Below are 18,412 nucleotides of genomic sequence, written 5' to 3' on the forward strand. Positions count from 1 at the left end.
CCTCCCCCCCCCCGCCCCGGCCCGGCCCCCGCGCGCGGGGGGCGCCGGGGCCCCTCTCCGCTGCTCGGAGCTGCCCGGCGAGCGGGTCAGAAGACGGCCGGACCCCGCAGGCTGACCTCGGCGCCGCCGTCGACGTAGAGCACCTGGCCCGTCATGTGCGTGTTCGACGGACCGATCAGCCAGCTCAGCGCCTCGGCGATCACCTCAGGGCCGGCGTATCCGTTCAACGGCATGGGCACGGCGCGGTCCATGACCTGCTTCATCCGCTCGTCGGCGAACAGCGCGGCGCTCATCGGGGTGCGCACCACCCCGGGTGCGACGACGTTCAGCGGGATGCCCGCGCCGGCCCACTGCGGGGTCACGCAGTCCCGCCGGACCCACTGGGCCAGGGCCGCCTTCGACGAGGGGTACAGCTTCTGCGGCCCCTCCCCCATCACCACCTCGGCCCGGGCGAGGGCGGCCGCCTCGTCGCCGGCCAGGCAGGCTGCGACGACCTCGTCATCGACCGGCTGGGTGCCCGAGATCGACCCGACCACGGCGGCGCGCGGCGCGGCCGCTGCGGCCAGCGCCGGCCGCAACCCCTCCGCCAACGCGGTGACGCCGAAGAAGTTGACGCTCACCAGGGCCGGCGAGGGAGTGTTGATGCCGGCGCAGGCGACCAGCCCGTCGAGCACTCCCCCGCACCGCTCGAGCACCGCCTCGACGGCCTGGGCCCGCCCGGTGGGCGTGCCGAGATCGGCGCAGACGTCGGCGTCCTTCAGGTCGATCCCGATGACGGTGTCGCCCGCCCCGATCAGCTGCTCGGCCAGGGCCTGGCCGATGCCGGAGGCGGATCCGGTGACGGCGATGTGGCGGGACATGGGTCTCCTGAAGTTCGTCGGCGGGCGATCAGATGTGGGACCCGCCGTCGACCCGCAGGTCCACGCCGGTGAGGTAGGAGGCGTCGCGCGACGCGGCGAAGGCGATCGTCGCGGCGATCTGCTCGGGCCGGCCGGTTCCCAAGGGCGAGACGATCCGGGAGTAGTAGCGCGCGTCCAGGCCCTCGAACTGCACGCCGGCGGTCAGCGGGGTGGCGGTCGAGCCCGGGGAGACGACCAGGACGCGGATGCCGCGGCCGATCACCTCCGAGGCCAGGCTCAGCGAGAACGCGAGCACCGCTCCCTTGGTCGCCGAGTACGCCGTCATGTACGGGTTGCCGTGGCTGGCCGACGACGATGCCGTGTTGACGATCACGCCGCCCGCCGGCAGGTGGCGCAGCGCCTCGCGGCAGAACAGCGCCGTGCCGACGACGTTGACGTCGAACAAGGCGCGCAGGTCCTCGACGGCCAGGGTCCCGATCGGCGTGGTCCGGTGGATGCCGGCCACGTTGACCAGCGCGTCCAGCTTCTCCAGCGCGGCGACAGCGCCACTCACGGCGGCCACAACGGCGGCCTCGTCGGAGACGTCGGCGACATGCGGGAGGATCCGCCCCGGCCCGGACGCCGCCGCGACGGTGGCCGCCAGGCCGCGCTCGCTCGCGTCGACCGCGAACACCTCGGCACCCTCGGCGACGAGTCGCAGCGCGGTCGCGCGGCCGATGCCCGAGCCGGCGCCGGTGAGCAGCACGGCGGTGCCGGTGAACCTGTCGCGGACGATCTCGTGCTCCATGGCTGCGCCTGTCTCCCTCTCGTCGCTCGGCGAGAGGCGGACGCTAACCGGCCAGCTCGACCCCGAGAGGTACGTTCCCGGTCAACGGGAGCTCGGCGTCCGCCCGCCCCGAGCCTCGCCCGGCGAGCAGCAGCCGGCAGGCGACCCGGAGGTCGGCCTCGGCGTCCGGGAGCGAGGTGCGGCCGTTGAGCGCGGAGGTGAGCAGGCCGTACCAGCACTGCATGACCAGCCAGACCGCGGTGACGTCCTGCGCCGTCGGCTCCGATGCCCCGAGCGCCCGCAGCAGCAGGTTCTGCGTCGTGCGGTCGCTGCGGGCCGCCTCCGGTACCCGGGCGGCGTGGGCGGAGTTCTGCGCCTGCAGCAGCGCCTGGGCCAGGGTCGGCCGGTGGAAGAGCTGACGGGTCGCGGTGACCAGCACGTCGTAGACCGCGTCCTCAGGGGCCTGTCCTGGACGCGGCGGCGCGATCCGGGCATCCAGGAGGTCGATCTGCTCGGCCATGACGGCGGAGAAGAGATAGGTCTTGGACGGGAAGTACCGGTAGAGGGTGCCGATGGCGACACCGGCCTCCTTGGCCACGTCGTGCATCTGCACTTCGTCCAGCCCCTTGGCGGCGGCGAGGTCCGCTGCCGCTCGGAGGATGCGTCGGTGCCGCGCCTTCTGGCTCGGTGAGGTCGGCTCGGCTGCCTCCCGGGCCTCGGCGATCCTGGGCACTGTTACCTCGCGATGTCGGGACACGGACGGTCGAATGATACTGACCGGCACCGCATCCCTCGCCAGCTGCCGTACCGCTGAACGGGATCGTGCGTCCGACGCGTGGCGTGCGCCGGTTGAGTGCCTCGGAGCAGGCGGCACGCGGAGGAGGCACGGGTGGACGGGCAGGATGCAGCGACCGGTGCGCAGGAGAGCGAGTACGACGTGGTCGTCGTGGGATCCGGGGCCGGGGCGCTGACCGGAGCGTTCGTGGCAGCTGCTGGAGGACGGTCCGTCGTCGTCCTCGAGGCCACGGACCGATTGGGCGGCACCTCGGCCTACTCCGGCGCTGCGTGCTGGCTGCCTGGCACGCAGGTGCAGGAGCGGGCCGGAATCGGCGACTCCACCGAGGCGGCACGAACCTACCTGCGGGCGCTGATCGGAGAGGGCACCGCCGCCCACCAGGACGCGTTCGTCGAGCACGCGCCGGCCCTGGTCGAGTTCCTCGAGCGCGACCCCGCGATCGCCTTCGAGTGGCGACCCTTCCCCGATTACTTCGCCGCTCCGGGCCGGATGGACGCCGGACGGGCCATCAACCCTCTCGACCTGCCCGCCGCGGAGCTGGGCGACCTCGCCGCGCTGGTCCGCCCGCCCGTGGACCGGGATCGGGCCGGTCGGGACCACGCGCGCTCGGCGCCCCTGAGCCAGGGACGGGCGCTGATCGGAAGGCTGCTGCTGGCCTACGTCCGTGCGGGAGGGGAGATCCGCACGGGAGCGCGCGTGACCGACCTGCTCACCGACGACGGCCGCGTGGTCGGCGTCGTGGCCATGACCGCCGACGGCCCGGTGGAGGTGCGCGCCCGGCACGGCGTGCTGCTGGCGGCCGGCGGCTTCGAGCGGAACACGGCCATGCGCGCCGCGCACGGGGTACCGGGCGCGGCCGAGTGGTCGATGGCCCCGGCGGAGGCCGCAGCCGGGGAGCCGATCGGCGCGGCGGTCGCCCTGGGCGCGGCCACCGACCTGCTCGACCAGGCGTGGTTCTGCCCCGGGATCCTGCACCCCGATGGCTCGGCTGCCTTCACGCTCGGTTTCCGCGGGGGGCTGATCGTCGACGGCCACGGCCACCGGTACGCCGACGAGTCCCTGCCGTACGACCGGATGGGGCGGCAGATGGCGGCCGCCGCGGATCGTGTGCCGTCCTGGCTGATTTTCGACTCCCGGACCGGCGGAGACCTGCCGGCCATCTCGCTGCCCCCGCTGCCGGCCGACGCGCACCTCGCCGCCGGCACCTGGGTGTGCGCCGGGACGCTCGAGGACCTGGCCCGGCAGATCGGTGTCCCGGCGGGGGCCCTGACCGCCACGGTCGACCGCTTCAACGGGTTCGCGGCCACCGGCGTCGACGAGGACTTCGCGCGCGGCGACGACCCCTACGACCGGTTCTTCGCTGCCGGCGACGGCCCCAACCCCTGCCTGGTCCCGGTGGACACCGCGCCGTACTACGCCGCCCGCCTGGTCCTGAGCGATCTCGGCACCAAGGGTGGGCTGCGCACCGATGCGCACGCCCGGGTGCTGCGCGCCGACGGCGACGCGATCCCCGGGCTCTACGCCGCCGGCAACACCAGCGCTTCCATGGCGGGGCCGGTCTACCCCGGCCCCGGCGTCCCGATCGGGACCGCCATGGTGTTCAGCTCCCTCGCCGTACGGGACATGACGGGGGCGCCCTGATCCCGATGCCGCTGTCGGACGGCGGGCCCCGGTTCCCAGGTGGAGCCGGGGCCGTTCGGTCTCAGATGAGGTTGTCCTCCACCGCCAGGCCGAAAGCGCCCTTGCCGTAGAGGGCGAGCGTGCGCTCGACGTCGTTGGCCACGTGCACGCTGCCGGCATGCACGTCGCGCCAGGCACGCTCGATCGGGTTCCCCCTCCGCAGCGAGTTGCCGCCGGCGGTCTTGAAGAGCAGGTCCGCGGCCGCGAGGGAGCGCTCGGTGGCCCGCACCTGGTCGCGGCGGGTGCGCAGTCGCAGCTCCATCGGGATGCCCTCCGCCGCGGCCGCCTGCCGGTGCAGCTCGCTCATGTTGCGGTCCATCTGCAACGTGGCCGCATCGATCTCCGAGGCCACCCGGGCGACGGCGACCTGGGCGAACGGGTCCTCGGCGAACCGGCCACCGCCCAGCGACAGGCGCACACGGTCGCGCATCGTGGCGACGTAGGAGTCGTAGCAACCCTGCACCGCGCCCAGGAGCGGAGAGGTGACCGCCGAGGCGAACACCGCACCGAAGGGCATCCGGTACAGCGGGCCGGGATTGGCGCGCTGCCCCGGGCCGCGCAGCTGGGAGTGCTCGAAGTTGCGCAGCACCCGGTGCTCCGGCACGAATGCGCCGGCCACCTCGACGTCGTTGCTGCCGGTCCCGCGCAGCCCCATCACGTCCCAGACGTCGTGCACCACGAAATCCGTGCGGGGCACCAGCACGGTGAGGAAGTCCAGCGGCCGGCCGTGGACGCCGACGACCAGGGCTCCGAGCAGGGCCCAGCCGGCGTGGTCGCAACCGGAGGAGAAGCTCCACCGCCCGGTCAGCTGGTAGCCACCGTCGACCTCGGTGAGGCGCCCGACCGGTGCGTAGCTGGATGCGACCAGGGTGTCCGGGTCGGGGCCCCAGACGTCGTCCTGGGCGCCTTCCGGGAAGAGCGCGAGCTGCCAGGGGTGGACCCCGACGACCGAGGTGACCCAGCCGGTGGAGCCGCATGCGCCCGCAACCGCCCGCACCACCCGGAAGAACTCGGTGGGGTCGCACTCCGCGCCGCCGTAGCGCTTGGGCTGCAGCATGCGGAAGACACCCGCGTCACCCAGTTCGGCCATCGTCTCGTCGGACACCCGGCAGGTCTCCTCCGCCGCCGCGGCACGATCGGCGATGCCGGGCAGCAGCGCGGCCACCCGGGCGTGCACCGTCGCCTCTCCGGTGTCGCTCATCCCGGTTCCTCCTCGCGCGTCGATGCGTGGCACGGACCCGATGGTGCGCCGCGGCGCGGCTCCGGCTCGCAGCCTTTCCGATGAGTGAGACGCGCCACCCCGTGCCGTGGCACCCGACCTACGTTGGCGCTCGAGCACCAGCACTCGAGGGGATGGTCGGGCAATGACCGCTGTGCAGGACATGGACGAGATCCGCCGCATCGAGGCCGAGGCGGCACCGACACGTTTCGCGCGTGGTTGGCACTGCCTCGGGCTGATCCGCGACTTCGCCGACGGCAAGCCGCACTCCATCCAGGCGTTCGGGCAGAAGCTCGTCGTCTTCCAGGGCGAGGACGGCTCCGTCAACGTCCTCGACGCCTACTGCCGGCACATGGGTGGTGACCTGTCGCAGGGGACCGTGAAGGGCAACGAGGTCGCCTGCCCGTTCCACGACTGGCGCTGGGGCGGCGATGGCAAGTGCAAGCAGATCCCCTACAGCCGGCGGGTGCCCCTGCGGGCGCGGACGGCTGCCTGGCCGACCCTGCAGCAGGACGGGATGCTCTTCGTCTGGAACGACCCGGAAGGCAACCCCCCGCCGGCCGACGTGACGATCCCGCGCATCGAGGGCGCCGAGAGCGACGAGTGGACCGACTGGCGCTGGTACTACACCGTGGTGAACACCAACTGCCGTGAGGTCATCGACAACATCGTCGACATGGCGCACTTCTTCTACGTGCACGGCTCGTTCCCGACCTACTTCAAGACGATCTTCGAGGGTCCGGTCGCCACGCAGATCCAGAACGGCGTCGGGCGGGAGGACGTTCGCCCGCCGGCCAAGGAGGGGCAGCCCAAGCTGATCGGCAACACGTCGGTGGCCGCTTACCACGGACCGTCGTTCATGATCGACGACCTGACCTACCACTACGACAACATGGACCTCGAGTCCGTGCTGATCAACTGCCACTACCCCATCGACGCCAACTCGTTCGTCCTGCAGTACGGCGTGATCGTCAAGCGTTCCGAGCACCTGCCCGGCGACGCCGCCGAGAAGCTGGCCATCGGGACGGGCGACTTCATCCGGCAGGGCTTCGAGCAGGACGTGGAGATCTGGAAGAACAAGACCCGGATCGACAATCCGCTGCTCTGCGAGGAGGACGGTCCGGTCTACCAGCTGCGACGCTGGTACGAGCAGTTCTACGTCGACGTCACCGACGTCACGCCGGAGATGGTCGAGCGGTTCGAGTACGAGATGGACACCACCAAGCCCAACGAGGCGTGGCGCCGGGAGGTCGAGGAGAACCTCGCCCGCCGCGCCGCCGCCGAGGACACGCCGGCTGCCTGGGCAGCGGGTCAGCCGGTCTGATGGCGGTGCGACCGGACAACCGGCTGCTCGACGCCCCGATGCGGCCGGTTCGGTGCCGCCGCTGCTCGGCGCCGGTGCAGGTGCGGAAGAGCAGCTGGCAGCAGACAAGTGTCCAGTGGAACGCCGACGCCGTCGCCGCGTGCGTGGAGCGGCGCTCAGCACAGCCCGGCTCGGGGCCCAACAGCAACTTCTTCGAGAACTGCTCGGAGCTGCGCGCCTCGATCCGGGGCGCCGCCGTCGAAGGCCTGCTCCCCGTTCCCGACGCCGAATCCTGAGCGCCACCTCAACTCCGTGACACGCCTCGCGCCGGTCAGTCCTCACGGATCGACCGACGCGACGCGCAGCACGGCCGATCCAGCTGAGAGGCGACATCGTGATCGACAACCAGACGTACGGCCCCTGGGCGGTCATCGCCGGCGGCTCCGAGGGCGTGGGAGCCTCGTTCGCACACCAGCTCGCGGACGCCGGGATCAACCTGCTGCTCATCGCCCGCAAGCCCGGGCCGCTCGCCGAGACCGCTGACGCGGTACGGGCGAAGGGCGTGACGGTACGCACCCTCGAGCTGGACCTGCTCGATCCGGGCGCGGTCAAGGCCATCCGGGAGGCCACCGACGACGTCGAGGTCGGGCTGCTGATCTTCAACGCCGGCGCCAACAGCTACGGGCACGAGTTCGTGACCGGTGAGCTCGACCGCATCCAGGGGGTCATCGACCTCAACATCACCGCCCAACTGGCCCTGACCCACCACTTCGGCGCGCTCATGCGCGAGCGCGGCCGGGGCGGCATCGTGCTCGTCGGTTCCCTGGCCGGCTACATGGGCACCGCGGACATGAGCATCTACTCGGCGGTCAAGGCGTTCAGCCGGGTGTTCGCCGAGGGGCTGTGGCTCGAGCTGCGCGAGCACGGCGTGCACGTGCTCGAGCTCGTCCTCGGGGTGACCCGGACACCGGCGATGGAGCGGGCCGGGCTGGACTTCTCCATCCCGGGCCTCAATGTCGCCGAACCGGAGGACGTCGCCCGGGAGGGCCTGGAGCAGCTGCCTCACGGGCCGGTGTGGATCGCGGGCGGCAACGAGGCGGCCGCCGCCAAGCGCAGCGGCATGGACCGCGCTGAGCTGGTCAGCCGGGCGCACGCCCACCACCAGCGCCTGATGGGTCGCTGATCCCACCGGCGCCACCGGTCAGCCCGGAGCCCTACCGGAGCTGCGCTCGGCGATCTGCACCAGATCGCCGGCCAGGCCGGTGAGCTGGCGCGGTCCGATCCACACCGCGGTCAGCCGCCGCTCCAGACCGACTCCCGCGACCGGCACCCGGTGCAGCTCGCCGGAGGCCAGCGCGGCGTCGACGGCCAGCGCGCTCAGCACGGCCGGCGGTCCGCCGGCCATGACACTCAGTCGCACGGCCGCGTTACTGGTCAGGGCGAGCGCCGGCGCCACCATGGCGCCGGCCCCGCCGAGTGCCGTCTCCAGCGCCGTCCGGGTGCCCGATCCCGCTTCCCGCACCACCAGCGGGGTCGCGGCGAGTTCCGCCGACGTGACCGGCTCGCGCCGCCGGGCCCACGGATGACCGGGATGGACGACCACGACGAGTTCGTCGTGTGCCACCTCGAGCCGGTGCAGGCCGCCGGGCAGCTCGGGTGACTCCAGGAAGCCGATGTCGTAGCTGCCGGCGGCCACCCCGGTCGCGACGTCGGCCGAGTTGTGCACACTCAGGGCCACTTGCACCTCGGGATGGCGGCGTCGGAGCTCGGTGAGCCACGCTGGTACGAGGTATTCGGCCACCGTCATGCTGGCGGCCACGCTCAGCCGCGGATCGGTGCCGGCCCGTAGCGCGTCGATCCCTGCGCCGAGCCGCTCGGCGGCATCCAGTACATCTCGCGCCCAGTCGACGACGAGCGCACCTTCCGCAGTGAGCGTCGATCCCCGCGGGGACCGCCGCAGCAGCCGTACGCCGCTTGCCCGCTCGAACCGGGCCACCGCGCGACTGGCATTGGGCTGGGCCATCCCGACGGCGCGAGCCCCGGCCCCCAGACTGCCGTGCTCGGACACACTGACGAGGAGTTCGAGCAGCGGCAGATCCGGCCAGTCCCGCGGCGCGCCCATATCAGCAGTATATGGCTAGATGTCCGATCAGCTCCTACCGGCGCCCGGCCCGCCGGCCGAGCATCGAGACCATGACACCGTCCCCGCCAGTCGGCCGCATCGTCGTCGGCGGCCGATCCGGCAGCCCGCGGCAGGAGACCGTGCTGCCCGGACTCGCGCTGTGCGCCCTCGCGGTGGCCACGTCCTCCGCGGTGCACCGCGGCGTGCCCTCGGTGAGCGTGCTGATGATCGCGATCGTGCTGGGCGTGGTCCTGACGAACGTCGTCCGGCTGCCTGCGATGGTGCAGCCGGGCCTCGCCTTCTCCGCGAAACGGCTGCTGCGGCTGGGCATCGTGCTCCTGGGCCTGCAGCTGCTGCTCGGCGACGTCCTCGGCCTGGGCGCCGGGATGCTGGGGGTGGTGGTGGTGATCGTGGCGGGAGGTATCGGTTCGACCTTGCTGGTGGGCCGCCTCCTGGGCATCGGCGCCACCCAGCGGCTGCTCATCGCCTGCGGCTTCTCGATCTGCGGCGCCGCCGCCGTCGCCGCGGTCGACGGCGTGGTCGATGCCGACGAGGAGGAGGTCGTCACCGCCGTCGCGCTGGTCGTGCTCTTCGGCACGCTGATGATCCCGCTGGTGCCGCTGGCCGCCGCCGGGCTGGACCTGTCCGAGCACGTCGGCGGGCTGTGGGCCGGAGGCGCGATCCACGAGGTGGCCCAGGTGGTCGCGGCCGGCGGGGCCATGGGCGGAACCGCGCTGACGGTGGCGGTGGTGGTCAAGCTCGCGCGGGTCCTGATGCTCGCCCCGGTGCTCGCGGTGGTGAGCTGGCAGCACCGCCGTCAGCCGGCCGGCGGGCCGGAGGGACGTCGTCCGCCGCTGGTGCCGCTGTTCGTCGTCGGCTTCCTGGCCATGGTGGTGGTCCGGTCCAGCGGGATCGTCCCCGAGGCGGTGCTGGACGTTGCCGGAGTCGTCCAGGTGGCCCTGCTGTCCGCCGCCATGTTCGCACTGGGCTGCGGGGTACGACTCAGCTCCCTCCGCCGGGTCGGGCCGCGTCCGCTGCTGCTCGCGCTGACTTCCACCATCGTGGTCGCGGGCGTCTCGCTGGGCGGTGTGCTCCTGGTTTCCTGATTCTCGGTCCGGCGCCCTCGGCATCGGGGGTCACACGTGCGAACCGCCGTCGAGCCGGAACTCCGTCCCGTTGAGGTAGGCGCCGTCGGCGGACCCGGCGAAAGCGATCGCCGCGGCCAGGTCCTCCGGCTCGCCGGGCTTCCCCCACAGCGGGTACGTGCGGGCGTACCAGGAGACGTCGATCCCGTCGAACCGTTCCTTGTCCATCGTCAGCGGCGTGGCCACCCCGCCCGGCGACACCGGCACGACGCGGATGCGACGCGGTGCCAGCTCGGCGGACAAGCTCACCGCGAACGACAGCAGCGCGCCCTTGGACGCCGCGTAACCGGTCATGCCCGGATGCGCCTTCGTGGCCGCGGTGGACGTGGTCAGGAGGATGACCCCGGTGCGGTCGGGCACGTGCGGCAGCAACTCCCGGCACAGCGTGACCGGCGCGAACAGGTTGATCGCGAACAGCCAGCGGTAGTCGCCGAGGTCCAGGCCGGTCATCGGCGTGGTGCGCAGTGCCCCGGCGACGTTGGCCAGCACGTCGACCTGACCCAGCTCCGCCACCCCCGCGCCGGCCGCGGCCACCGCGGCGTCCTCGGTGGCGAGATCGGCGGTGTGGCAGGTCAGCCGCGCCGGATCGTCGACCAGCTCCCGGGTGGTCGCCAGTCCCTCGGTGTCCCGGTCGACGGCGAAGACCGTCGCACCTTCGGCTACCAGCCGGACCGCGGTTGCCCGACCGATGCCCGAGCCTGCCCCCGTGAGGAACACCCGCTTGCCGTCGTAGCGGTTCATCGACTGCCTCTCCGTCATGGTTGCCGGTCCGCTCCGGTCGCCGCCGCCCGGCCGGCACGGCGGCCGAAGAAGGTGCCATCGCCCAGCGACGTCCCGCTGATGTAGCCCTCGCCGTGGATGCCGGCGCTGGCCCGCCCCGCGGCGAACAATCCCGGGATGGCCGAACCGGAGACGTCGAGCACCGCGCCGTCCACGGTCGTGTGCAGCCCGCCGAGGGTGAAACCGGCGGCACCCGTTCCCTGCGGTGTGGCATCGCGGCCGCTGGCGAATCCCAGCCGGGGGTCCAGCGCGGCGAACGGTGGCTCCAGCGGGCGGAGCCACTCCGCGCTCTTGTGGAACAGCGGGTCCTCGCCTGCGGCGGCGTGCCGGTTGTAGACCCCGACCGTCGCCTCGAGCGCCCCGGCCGGGATACCGAGCTCGGACTCCAGCTCGGCCAGGGTCGCCGCGGCGTACCGGGGACGGACCCCCCAGAGGTCGCCCGCCGGGATCGACTCCCACCCCGCCTCGTCGACGACCACCCACCACGGGCCGGGCTGGTGCTTCACGGCCGCCGAGCTGAACAGCCCCGGGTAGACGTCCTCGTTGATGAACCGCTGGCCGACCGCGTTGACCAGCACCCCGCGCACCGCCGCCGCCGGCAGCGCGGTCAGCGCCACCTGCACCGAGCCCATCCGGCGGGTCGCCGCGCCGAGCGCGACGGCCATGCGGATGCCGCTGCCGTCGTCGCCACCGTCGCTGACCTTGCCGTGGCCGAGCAGCACCGGAGCATGCGCGGCGAGCATCGCCTCGTCGTCGACGAAGCCCCCGGTCGTGAGGACGACGCCGCGCCGCGCCCGGTAGGCCTCGTCCGCGCCGAACCGGCGCGCGGTCGCGCCGACCACCCGCCCGTCCTCGACCACCAGAGCAGCGGCGCGGACGTCGGTCTCGATCCGGACCCCGGCTCCGCGCACGGCGCCGACCAGCCGCTCCATGAGCAGCCCACCGGCGAACCCCGGCGCGGTCGGGCGGTGACCGCGCGGGACCGGACGGGCCTGCTGGTCGTAGGGCCAGGCGTTCTCACCCAGCCACATGAGGCCGTCGGTGGTCAGCGGCATCCAGGTGGGCGCGTCGAACAGCGTCTCCTGGAACGGCACACCGAGAGCGCGGAACCACCCGAAGTGCTCGACGCTGCCCTCGCAGTACAGCCGCAGCTTCTCCTCGTCGGCGTGCGGACCGAGCGCTGCCCGCAGGTAGGCGAACATCGACTCGGCGTCGTCCTCGAAGCCGCAGGCCTCCTGCACCGAGGTGCCGCCCCCGAGATAGAGCTCGCCGCCCGACTGCGCCGAGGAGCCACCGGGCCCGGACGCGCGCTCCAGCACGAGCACCGACGCGCCGGCGGCGGCCGCCTCGAGGGCGGCCGCCGCACCGGCACAGCCGAGGCCCACGACGAGGATGTCGGCCTCGGCGTCGAACCGCTCGATCGCCGAGGCGGGAACCGGGGCGACCGAACGGCTCACGTCCGCGGGAGGAACGCGGCCAGGGGCTCCGAGCCCGACCAGTCGTGGCCCCAGTAGCTGTCGGCGGTGATCTCCTCGGCGGTGTAGGAGGCCTCGTCGACCAGCATGCCCTCGCAGCCGTACTCGATGTCCCACCCGCCGGGAGCGCGCACGTAGAACGACACCATCTTGTCGTTGGTGTGCCGACCCAGGGTCGACGACAGCGAGAAGCCGGCCCGGTTCACGTTGTCCAGTGCACGGCCCACGGCGTCCAGCGTGTCGACCTCGACCATCAGGTGCACCAGACCCGGCGGCTCACCGTGCGGTGCCGGCGCGATGGCCAGGCTGTGGTGACGCTGGTTGACCCCCATGAACCGGACCCGCCGCGGCGACTTCGGCCCGCCGAGCCGCATGGCACCGCGCGGCTTGAAGCCGAGCACCTCGCAGTAGAACGCCACGGTCTCGTCGGGGCAGGTGGTGGGCAGCACGACGTGCCCCATCCCCTGGCCCCCCGTCACGAACTGCTGGGCCTGGCCCGTGATCAGCGGCGAGTGGTCGAGGATCGGCGCGAAGAACACCTCGACGGGAGTGCCGGACGGGTCCTGGAAGGCGATCGCCTCCTCGACGCCGCGGTCGTCGCACTCGTCACGGGAGAGCTCCTTGACCGCGACCCCGGACGCCTCGACGGCACGGCCGACCGCGGCCAGCGCGAACTGGTCACGGACCTCCCAGCCGATCGCGCGCACGTGGTCGTGGTCACCGGGCACCACGATCAGCCGGGCGCGGCGCTCGTCCATCCGCAGGTACAACGCGTCCGGGTCGGGGCCGCTGCCTACTGCGAAGCCGAGGGCGCCGACGGTCAGCTCCCGCCAGCGATCGATGTCGGTGGTCTGGACCTCGAGGTATCCGAGGCCACGGATCTGGGTCATGTGCTGGTCTCCGTTCGAGAAGGGCGGATCAGATCATCGAGCGCATCGGTCCCGGCGGCGGCTCGATGCCGAGCTGGGACAGCGCGGCCACGTGGTTGATCGAGCCGGGCACGTGGATGGCGTGCGTCAGGCCCATGTGGGCGTCCCGCCAGAACCGTTGCAGCGGGTTGTCCATCCGCATGGCGTTCCCCCCCGAGCGCGCAACGATCTCGTCCACCGCCCGCACCGCCCGCCAGGCCGCCTGGGTCTGGTTGCGCCGACCCAGCGCCCGCTCCTCGAAGGAGAACTCGTGGCCGGCGGCGGCCAGGTCGTACATCCGGTTGGCGTTGTCGAGCAGCGCGGCCCGGGAGGCGGCGATCTCGCCGGCGGCCTCACCGATCGCGTAGAGCACGTACGGGTCGTCCTTCACCTTGGTCCCGGTGATCTGCACGCGGGTTCGCTGGTAGGCCAGGTGGTGAGCCAGCGCACCTTCGGCGATGCCGATGACCGCCGAGGTGATGCCGAGCGGGAACGCGCAGGAGAACGGCACGTGGTACAGCGGGTTGGTCAGCCCGGCGTCCTTGGGCTGCGTGCCGTCGACCAGCTTGGCGTTGTGGATGATCCGGTAGGACGGGATGAAGGCGTCCTTGACGACGATGTCCTTGCTGCCCGTGCCGCGCAGGCCGACGACGTCCCAGGTGTCATCGACGATCTCGTAGTCCGAGCGCGGCAGGATCACGTGGATGTTCTGCGGCGGCTTGGCCATGTCGCCGTTCTCGTCGCCCAGGAAGGCGCCGAGGAAGATCCAGTCGCAGTGGTCGGTACCCGAGGAGAACTGCCACCGGCCGTTGAAGACGTACCCGCCCTCGACCGGTCGCAGGATGCCCATGGGGGCGTACGGCGAGGCGATCCAGACGTCGTGATCGGCTCCCCACACCTCCTCCTGCACCTTGGGATCGGCCATGGCCATCTCCCACGGGTGGATGCCGACGATGCCCGCGACCCAGCCGGTGGAGCCGTCCAGGGCGGCGGTGGCCATCACGGTCTCGGCCCACTCGACCGGGTGTGCCTCGGCGCCACCGTAGGTCGCGGGCTGAAGCATCCGGATGACGCCGGCGTCGCGCAGCGTCTTCGCGGCGGTGTCGCTGAGCTTGCCGAGACGCTCGTTGACCACGCCCTGCGCGCGGATCTCGTCAGCGCGCTCGGTGATCGCGTCGAGGGCGGTGGTGGTCATGGTGGTGGACCTCAGTTCTTTCCGGCGAGCGTGGAGTTCTTCTCGGCGAGCGAGACAGCGATGTCGATGAGCTGGTCCTCCTGCCCGCCGACCAGCTTGCGCCGTCCGGCCTCGATGAGGATCTCGGCGCCGGAGACGCCGTAGCGCTGGGCCTGGCGGTCGGCGTGCTTGAGGAAGGACGAGTAGACGCCTGCGTAGCCCATGGTCAGGGAGAGCCTGTCGAGCAGGCACTCGCCGTCCATGACCGGGCGGACGACGTCCTCGGCGGCGTCGATGATCTTCAGCGTGTCGACGCCGGTGCGGATGCCGAGCTTCTCGGCGACCGCGACGAACGCCTCGACCGGGGTGTTCCCGGCCCCGGCGCCGAACCGACGGGTGGACCCGTCGATCTGCTGGGCACCGGCCCGGACGGCGAGCACGGAGTTCGCCACACCGAGGCCGAGGTTCTCGTGCCCGTGGAAGCCGACCTGCGCGTCGTTCCCGAGCTCGGCGACCAGCGCGGCGATCCGGTCGCTGGTCTGCTCCATGATCAGTGCCCCGGCGGAGTCGACGACGTAGACGCACTGGCAACCCGCGTCGGCCATGATCCGGGCCTGCTTGGCCAGCACCTCCGGGGGCTGGCTGTGGCTCATCATCAGGAAGCCGACGGTCTCCAGGCCCAGCTCCCGGGCCAACCCGAAGTGCTGGATCGAGATGTCGGCCTCGGTGCAGTGCGTGGCGATCCGGCAGATCGCCGCACCGTTCCCTGCCGCCTCGCGGATGTCGTCCTGGATGCCCAGGCCGGGGAGCATGAGGAAGGCGATCTTGGCGCGGGTGGCCGTCTTCACCGCCTCCTTGATCAGCTCCTGCTCCGGGGTGTGGCTGAAGCCGTAGTTGAAGGACGAGCCACCCAGCCCGTCGCCGTGCGTCACCTCGATGACCGGCACGCCGGCGTCGTCGAGCGCACCGACGATCGAGCGGACGTGCTGAGGGGTGAACTGGTGCCGCTTGGCGTGCGAGCCGTCGCGCAGCGACGAGTCGGTGATCCGGATGTCGAGGTCGGCACTGTAGGCCTTCGCGGCCGGGAAGGCGGAGAGAGCAGTCATGGGAGTCGTCGTCCTCAGCTCGCGGCGGGTGTGCGGTCGGCCAGGATGCGGGCGGCGAATCCCTCGCCGACCGCGGTCGCCGCGGCGGTCATGATGTCCAGGTTGCCGCTGTAGGGCGGCAGGAAGTCCCCCGCACCCTCGACCTCGATGAACACCGCCACGCGGGCCATGCCGCCGCTCATCGGGTTCGGGTCGTCGAACTGGGGTTCGGCGCGCAGCCGGTAGCCGGGCACGTAGCCGGCGACGTCGGCCGCCATCTTCGTGATCGAGGTCGCGATCGCGTCGCGGTCGGCGTCCTCGGGGATGGCGCAGAAGATGGTGTCCTGCATGAACATCGGCGGCTCGGCCGGGTTGAGGATGATGATCGCCTTGCCTCGCCGCGCGCCACCGATGACCTCGATCCCACGTGAGGTGGCACGGGTGAACTCGTCGATGTTGTTCCGGGTGCCCGGGCCGGCCGAGGGGGACGCGACGCTGGCCACGATCTCCGCGTAGGCCACCTCGGTCACCCGGGACACCGCGGCCACCATCGGGATGGTGGCCTGGCCGCCGCAGGTGATCAGGCTGACGTTGGGAGCCTCGCGGTGCTCGTCGAGGTTGACGGCGGGGACGACGGCGGGGCCGAGGGCAGCCGGGGTGAGATCGATGGCCTGGATCCCCCGCTCGGCGTAGCGCGGGGCGTTGGCGCGGTGCACGTAGGCCGAGGTGGCCTCGAAGACCAGGTCGGGCTGCTCGTCCTGGGCCAACAGCCAGTCGACACCTTCGGCCGAGGACTCCAGGCCGAGGGCGGTCGCCCGGGCCAGACCCTCGCTGGCGGGGTCGACCCCGATCATCCAGCGCGGCTCGATGCTGGCCGAACGCTGCAGCTTGTACAGCAGGTCGGTGCCGATGTTGCCCGAGCCGACGATGGCGGCGGTCGCCTTGCTGGTGGCGGTCACTGGTCTCCCCCGGTGAAGGTCAAAGCCACGGAGCCGAGTCCGACGAACTCGGCACGGAAGGTGGAGCCGGCCCGGACGTCGAACGCCCGGGTGCAGGAGCCCGGCAGGATCACGTGCCCGGCCTCCAGCTTCACGCCGAAGGAGGCGACCGTGCGGGCCAGCCAGGCGACGGCGGTGGTCGGGTTGCCGAGGACGGCGCTGGTGTTGCCGCGGGCCACCTCGACGTCGTCCTGGAACAGCACCGCGTCGATGTCGGCCGGGTCCAGGTCGCGCGGACTCATCCGTGCGGCGCCCAGGACGACGCCGGCCGAGGAGGCGTTGTCGGCGATCGTGTCGGCCAGACCGATCCGCCAGTCGACGATCCGGCTGTCGATCAGCTCGATGCTCGGAGCCAGGTACTCGGTGGCGGCGAGGACGTCGTCCTCGGTGCACCCCTCCCCCGGCAGCGTGTCGCCGAGGACGTAGGCGACCTCCACCTCGATCCGCGGGAAGCAGTACCGGGCAGCCGGCACGGGGCTGCCCTCGGAGAGCACCATGGTGTCGAGCAGGTGGCCGTAGTCGGGCTCGTCCACGCCCATCATCTGCTGCATCACCGGGGACGACAGCCCCACCTTGTGGCCGTGCACGGTGGCCCCGTCGGCCCGCTGACGGGCGATGTTCAGCAGCTGGATCTCGTACGCGTCGACGACGTCGATGCCGTCGAACGTCGCCGTCAGCGGCTCGATCGGCGCCCGGTCCCGCTGGGCGGCCCAGAGCCGGTCCGCAGCCAGCTGGCGGTGTGTCGGGCTGAGCATCCGAGGCCTTCCGTCGATGGTGCAGTGGCCGGGGAACCGTCGCACCGGACGACCGGCGCCGGGGGTGACCTCCCGCTCAGTGGGAGGCACGCGGCCGGTCGATCGACTCGGCCACGACCGCGCCTGGGGCACGGGTGGCGGTACCGGTGCGCCGCGGTGCGGACCAGCGGGGCTCCCGGCAACCGCGACACCGGCCGGAACAGGCTCGCGTGGTCCACCGGTCACCGGCCCGGCCGCGGTCGGACCGACGTCGGCAGCCTGCACGGCGCCGCCGATACCGGCGTCAGCGCGCCGGGGCTCAGGCCTCGTAGGTGACGCGGAAGCGCTCGCTGACCGGGAGCGCCTGGCAGGCGAGGACCAGCCCGTCGGCCAGGTCGGCGGCGTCGAGCACCTCGTTGCGCTCCATCGTCATCTCGCCCTCGAGGACGACGCAGGCGCAGGCGCTGCAGTTGCCCTCGCGGCACGAGAAGGGCGCATCCAGGCCGGCGTTGCGCAGGGCGTCGAGCAGCTTGGTGCGGCGCGGCCAGGCGACCGTGCTCGTCTCCCCGTCCAGCTCGACCTCGACCTCGGCCGCCGGGCCGGCGTCGTCGTCCTCCACCTCGATCTCCACGGGCGGCACGTCGGCGAACGGGTCGTTCGTGAGCGAGGTGAAGCGCTCGATGTGCAGCCGCTCCCCCGGCACGCCGGCGGCGGTGAGCGTGGCCTGGGCGAGGTCCATGAAAGGACCGGGGCCGCAGACGAACACCTGCCGGTCCGCGTACGGCTCGGTCAGTGCCCGCAGACCCGCGGCGCTCGGCAGCCCCTGCACCGATTCCAGCCAGTGCAGGACCACGAGCCGCTCGGGATGCTCCTCGGCGAGGGCGAGCAGCTCGTCACGGAAGATCACCGACTGCTCGTCGCGATTCGCGTAGACCAGGGTCACCGAACCGCTGCCGACCGACAGCGCCGACTTGAGGATCGACATGACCGGGGTGATGCCGCTGCCGGCGGCGAGCAGCAGGAAGTCGTCGTCCAGCGACCGGGGCGAGAAAGTACCCGAGGGGCGCAGCACCTCCAGCACGGCCCCTGCGGCGACGTTGTCGCACAGCCAGTTGGAGCCGTAACCACCCACCGTCCGCTTGACGGTGACCTTGAGCCGCTCCGGGCAGTGCGGGGAGCTGGACAGCGAGTAGCAGCGGGCAGCCCCCCCGTCCCGCTCCGATGGCACCCGGACGGTGAGGAACTGGCCGGGCCGGTACCCGGAGAAGTGCTCCGGCTCCTCGGGCTCGAGGACCAGCGAGTGGGCGTCCGACGTCTCGCGGACGACCTCGACGACCCGCACCCGCTGCGGGGCCTGCTGGGACATG

Annotated in this window: 18 protein-coding genes; 5 read left to right on the plus strand and 13 right to left on the minus strand. The window is 72.3% G+C overall.

Translation table 11 applies throughout. From position 1 onward, the window contains the following. Positions 1 to 86: 86 nt before the first annotated feature. The 3 genes from QOZ88_RS04515 to QOZ88_RS04525 are packed head-to-tail and all read right to left on the minus strand — an operon-like array spanning position 87 to position 2,383. The gene (locus QOZ88_RS04515) at positions 87 to 860 is read right to left on the minus strand and encodes an SDR family oxidoreductase (protein WP_305998598.1); all 774 of its coding nucleotides are present in this window, start codon (positions 858 to 860) and stop codon (positions 87 to 89) included. A 28-nt stretch (positions 861 to 888) separates the two neighbouring features. Then, positions 889 to 1,647 carry an SDR family NAD(P)-dependent oxidoreductase gene (locus QOZ88_RS04520; protein ID WP_305998599.1) on the minus strand — a complete coding sequence of 253 codons (759 nt, stop codon included), beginning with the start codon at positions 1,645 to 1,647 and terminating at the stop codon, positions 889 to 891. Between the two features lie 43 nt (positions 1,648 to 1,690). Continuing rightward, positions 1,691 to 2,383: a TetR family transcriptional regulator gene (locus QOZ88_RS04525; protein ID WP_305998600.1), complete on the minus strand. Its 693-nt coding sequence runs from the start codon at positions 2,381 to 2,383 to the stop codon at positions 1,691 to 1,693. Between the two features lie 132 nt (positions 2,384 to 2,515). On the opposite strand from QOZ88_RS04525, the gene QOZ88_RS04530 reads away from it, so the two are divergent. Then, positions 2,516 to 4,063 carry an FAD-dependent oxidoreductase gene (locus tag QOZ88_RS04530; protein WP_305998601.1) on the plus strand — a complete coding sequence of 516 codons (1,548 nt, stop codon included), beginning with the start codon at positions 2,516 to 2,518 and terminating at the stop codon, positions 4,061 to 4,063. A 61-nt stretch (positions 4,064 to 4,124) separates the two neighbouring features. Here the strand turns inward: QOZ88_RS04530 and hsaA are convergent, their stop codons facing one another. Further along, positions 4,125 to 5,303, minus strand: a complete 1,179-nt coding sequence (gene hsaA / locus QOZ88_RS04535; RefSeq protein ID WP_305998602.1) for a 3-hydroxy-9,10-secoandrosta-1,3,5(10)-triene-9,17-dione monooxygenase oxygenase subunit — start codon at positions 5,301 to 5,303, stop codon at positions 4,125 to 4,127. A gap of 163 nt (positions 5,304 to 5,466) precedes the next feature. Here hsaA and QOZ88_RS04540 point away from each other — a divergent pair, with 163 nt between their 5' ends. From QOZ88_RS04540 to QOZ88_RS04550, 3 genes are all read left to right on the plus strand, one after another. After that, positions 5,467 to 6,645 (plus strand): Rieske 2Fe-2S domain-containing protein, encoded by a 1,179-nt coding sequence (locus QOZ88_RS04540; protein WP_305998603.1) that lies wholly within the window; start codon positions 5,467 to 5,469, stop codon positions 6,643 to 6,645. Further along, positions 6,645 to 6,920: a ferredoxin gene (locus tag QOZ88_RS04545; RefSeq protein ID WP_305998604.1), complete on the plus strand. Its 276-nt coding sequence runs from the start codon at positions 6,645 to 6,647 to the stop codon at positions 6,918 to 6,920. The genes QOZ88_RS04540 and QOZ88_RS04545 overlap by 1 nt, the downstream gene beginning before the upstream one ends. A 98-nt stretch (positions 6,921 to 7,018) precedes the next feature. Beyond that, positions 7,019 to 7,807 carry an SDR family NAD(P)-dependent oxidoreductase gene (locus QOZ88_RS04550; RefSeq protein WP_305998605.1) on the plus strand — a complete coding sequence of 263 codons (789 nt, stop codon included), beginning with the start codon at positions 7,019 to 7,021 and terminating at the stop codon, positions 7,805 to 7,807. Between the two features lie 18 nt (positions 7,808 to 7,825). On the opposite strand, the gene QOZ88_RS04555 is transcribed toward QOZ88_RS04550, so the two are convergent. Next, positions 7,826 to 8,746 (minus strand): LysR family transcriptional regulator, encoded by a 921-nt coding sequence (locus tag QOZ88_RS04555; protein ID WP_305998606.1) that lies wholly within the window; start codon positions 8,744 to 8,746, stop codon positions 7,826 to 7,828. A 71-nt stretch (positions 8,747 to 8,817) separates the two neighbouring features. On the opposite strand from QOZ88_RS04555, the gene QOZ88_RS04560 reads away from it, so the two are divergent. Next, positions 8,818 to 9,852, plus strand: coding sequence for a YeiH family protein (locus tag QOZ88_RS04560; RefSeq protein WP_305998607.1), 1,035 nt, complete (start codon positions 8,818 to 8,820; stop codon positions 9,850 to 9,852). 30 nt (positions 9,853 to 9,882) lie between these two features. Here the strand turns inward: QOZ88_RS04560 and QOZ88_RS04565 are convergent, their stop codons facing one another. The 8 genes from QOZ88_RS04565 to QOZ88_RS04600 form a co-directional block, all read right to left on the minus strand. After that, positions 9,883 to 10,650, minus strand: a complete 768-nt coding sequence (locus tag QOZ88_RS04565; RefSeq protein WP_305998608.1) for an SDR family NAD(P)-dependent oxidoreductase — start codon at positions 10,648 to 10,650, stop codon at positions 9,883 to 9,885. Continuing rightward, positions 10,647 to 12,128, minus strand: a complete 1,482-nt coding sequence (locus QOZ88_RS04570) for an FAD-dependent oxidoreductase (RefSeq protein ID WP_305998609.1) — start codon at positions 12,126 to 12,128, stop codon at positions 10,647 to 10,649. Before QOZ88_RS04570 ends, QOZ88_RS04565 begins: the two co-directional genes overlap by 4 nt. Then, the gene (locus QOZ88_RS04575) at positions 12,125 to 13,036 is read right to left on the minus strand and encodes a VOC family protein (RefSeq protein WP_305998610.1); all 912 of its coding nucleotides are present in this window, start codon (positions 13,034 to 13,036) and stop codon (positions 12,125 to 12,127) included. Before QOZ88_RS04575 ends, QOZ88_RS04570 begins: the two co-directional genes overlap by 4 nt. Positions 13,037 to 13,064: 28 nt before the next feature. Further along, positions 13,065 to 14,249: an acyl-CoA dehydrogenase family protein gene (locus QOZ88_RS04580; RefSeq protein ID WP_305998611.1), complete on the minus strand. Its 1,185-nt coding sequence runs from the start codon at positions 14,247 to 14,249 to the stop codon at positions 13,065 to 13,067. 11 nt (positions 14,250 to 14,260) lie between these two features. Continuing rightward, positions 14,261 to 15,334: a 4-hydroxy-2-oxovalerate aldolase gene (gene dmpG / locus QOZ88_RS04585; RefSeq protein ID WP_305998612.1), complete on the minus strand. Its 1,074-nt coding sequence runs from the start codon at positions 15,332 to 15,334 to the stop codon at positions 14,261 to 14,263. Positions 15,335 to 15,348: 14 nt separating this feature from the next. Beyond that, a complete protein-coding gene (locus tag QOZ88_RS04590) occupies positions 15,349 to 16,272 on the minus strand; it encodes an acetaldehyde dehydrogenase (acetylating) (RefSeq protein WP_305998613.1) in 924 nt (307 codons plus the stop codon). Beyond that, positions 16,269 to 17,066: a 2-keto-4-pentenoate hydratase gene (locus QOZ88_RS04595; protein ID WP_305998614.1), complete on the minus strand. Its 798-nt coding sequence runs from the start codon at positions 17,064 to 17,066 to the stop codon at positions 16,269 to 16,271. The genes QOZ88_RS04590 and QOZ88_RS04595 overlap by 4 nt, the downstream gene beginning before the upstream one ends. Before the next feature lie 298 nt (positions 17,067 to 17,364). Next, positions 17,365 to 18,411: a ferredoxin--NADP reductase gene (locus QOZ88_RS04600; protein ID WP_305998615.1), complete on the minus strand. Its 1,047-nt coding sequence runs from the start codon at positions 18,409 to 18,411 to the stop codon at positions 17,365 to 17,367. Between the last annotated feature and the right edge of the window lies 1 nt (position 18,412).

The sequence above is a fragment of the Blastococcus carthaginiensis genome (genome assembly GCF_030731085.1).
Classification (GTDB): domain Bacteria; phylum Actinomycetota; class Actinomycetes; order Mycobacteriales; family Geodermatophilaceae; genus Blastococcus; species Blastococcus carthaginiensis.

Bases quoted from the DNA above. Each gene is read 5' to 3' on its own strand.
- QOZ88_RS04515 (WP_305998598.1), bottom strand. From the start codon at position 860: ATGTCCCGCCACATCGCCGTCACCGGATCCGCCTCCGGCATCGGCCAG.
- QOZ88_RS04520 (WP_305998599.1), bottom strand. From the start codon at position 1,647: ATGGAGCACGAGATCGTCCGCGACAGGTTCACCGGCACCGCCGTGCTG.
- hsaA (WP_305998602.1), bottom strand. From the start codon at position 5,303: ATGAGCGACACCGGAGAGGCGACGGTGCACGCCCGGGTGGCCGCGCTG.
- QOZ88_RS04540 (WP_305998603.1), top strand. From the start codon at position 5,467: ATGACCGCTGTGCAGGACATGGACGAGATCCGCCGCATCGAGGCCGAG.
- QOZ88_RS04545 (WP_305998604.1), top strand. From the start codon at position 6,645: ATGGCGGTGCGACCGGACAACCGGCTGCTCGACGCCCCGATGCGGCCG.
- QOZ88_RS04555 (WP_305998606.1), bottom strand. From the start codon at position 8,746: ATGGGCGCGCCGCGGGACTGGCCGGATCTGCCGCTGCTCGAACTCCTC.
- QOZ88_RS04560 (WP_305998607.1), top strand. From the start codon at position 8,818: ATGACACCGTCCCCGCCAGTCGGCCGCATCGTCGTCGGCGGCCGATCC.
- QOZ88_RS04565 (WP_305998608.1), bottom strand. From the start codon at position 10,650: ATGACGGAGAGGCAGTCGATGAACCGCTACGACGGCAAGCGGGTGTTC.
- QOZ88_RS04575 (WP_305998610.1), bottom strand. From the start codon at position 13,036: ATGACCCAGATCCGTGGCCTCGGATACCTCGAGGTCCAGACCACCGAC.
- QOZ88_RS04580 (WP_305998611.1), bottom strand. From the start codon at position 14,249: ATGACCACCACCGCCCTCGACGCGATCACCGAGCGCGCTGACGAGATC.
- dmpG (WP_305998612.1), bottom strand. From the start codon at position 15,334: ATGACTGCTCTCTCCGCCTTCCCGGCCGCGAAGGCCTACAGTGCCGAC.
- QOZ88_RS04595 (WP_305998614.1), bottom strand. From the start codon at position 17,066: ATGCTCAGCCCGACACACCGCCAGCTGGCTGCGGACCGGCTCTGGGCC.
- QOZ88_RS04600 (WP_305998615.1), bottom strand. From the start codon at position 18,411: ATGTCCCAGCAGGCCCCGCAGCGGGTGCGGGTCGTCGAGGTCGTCCGC.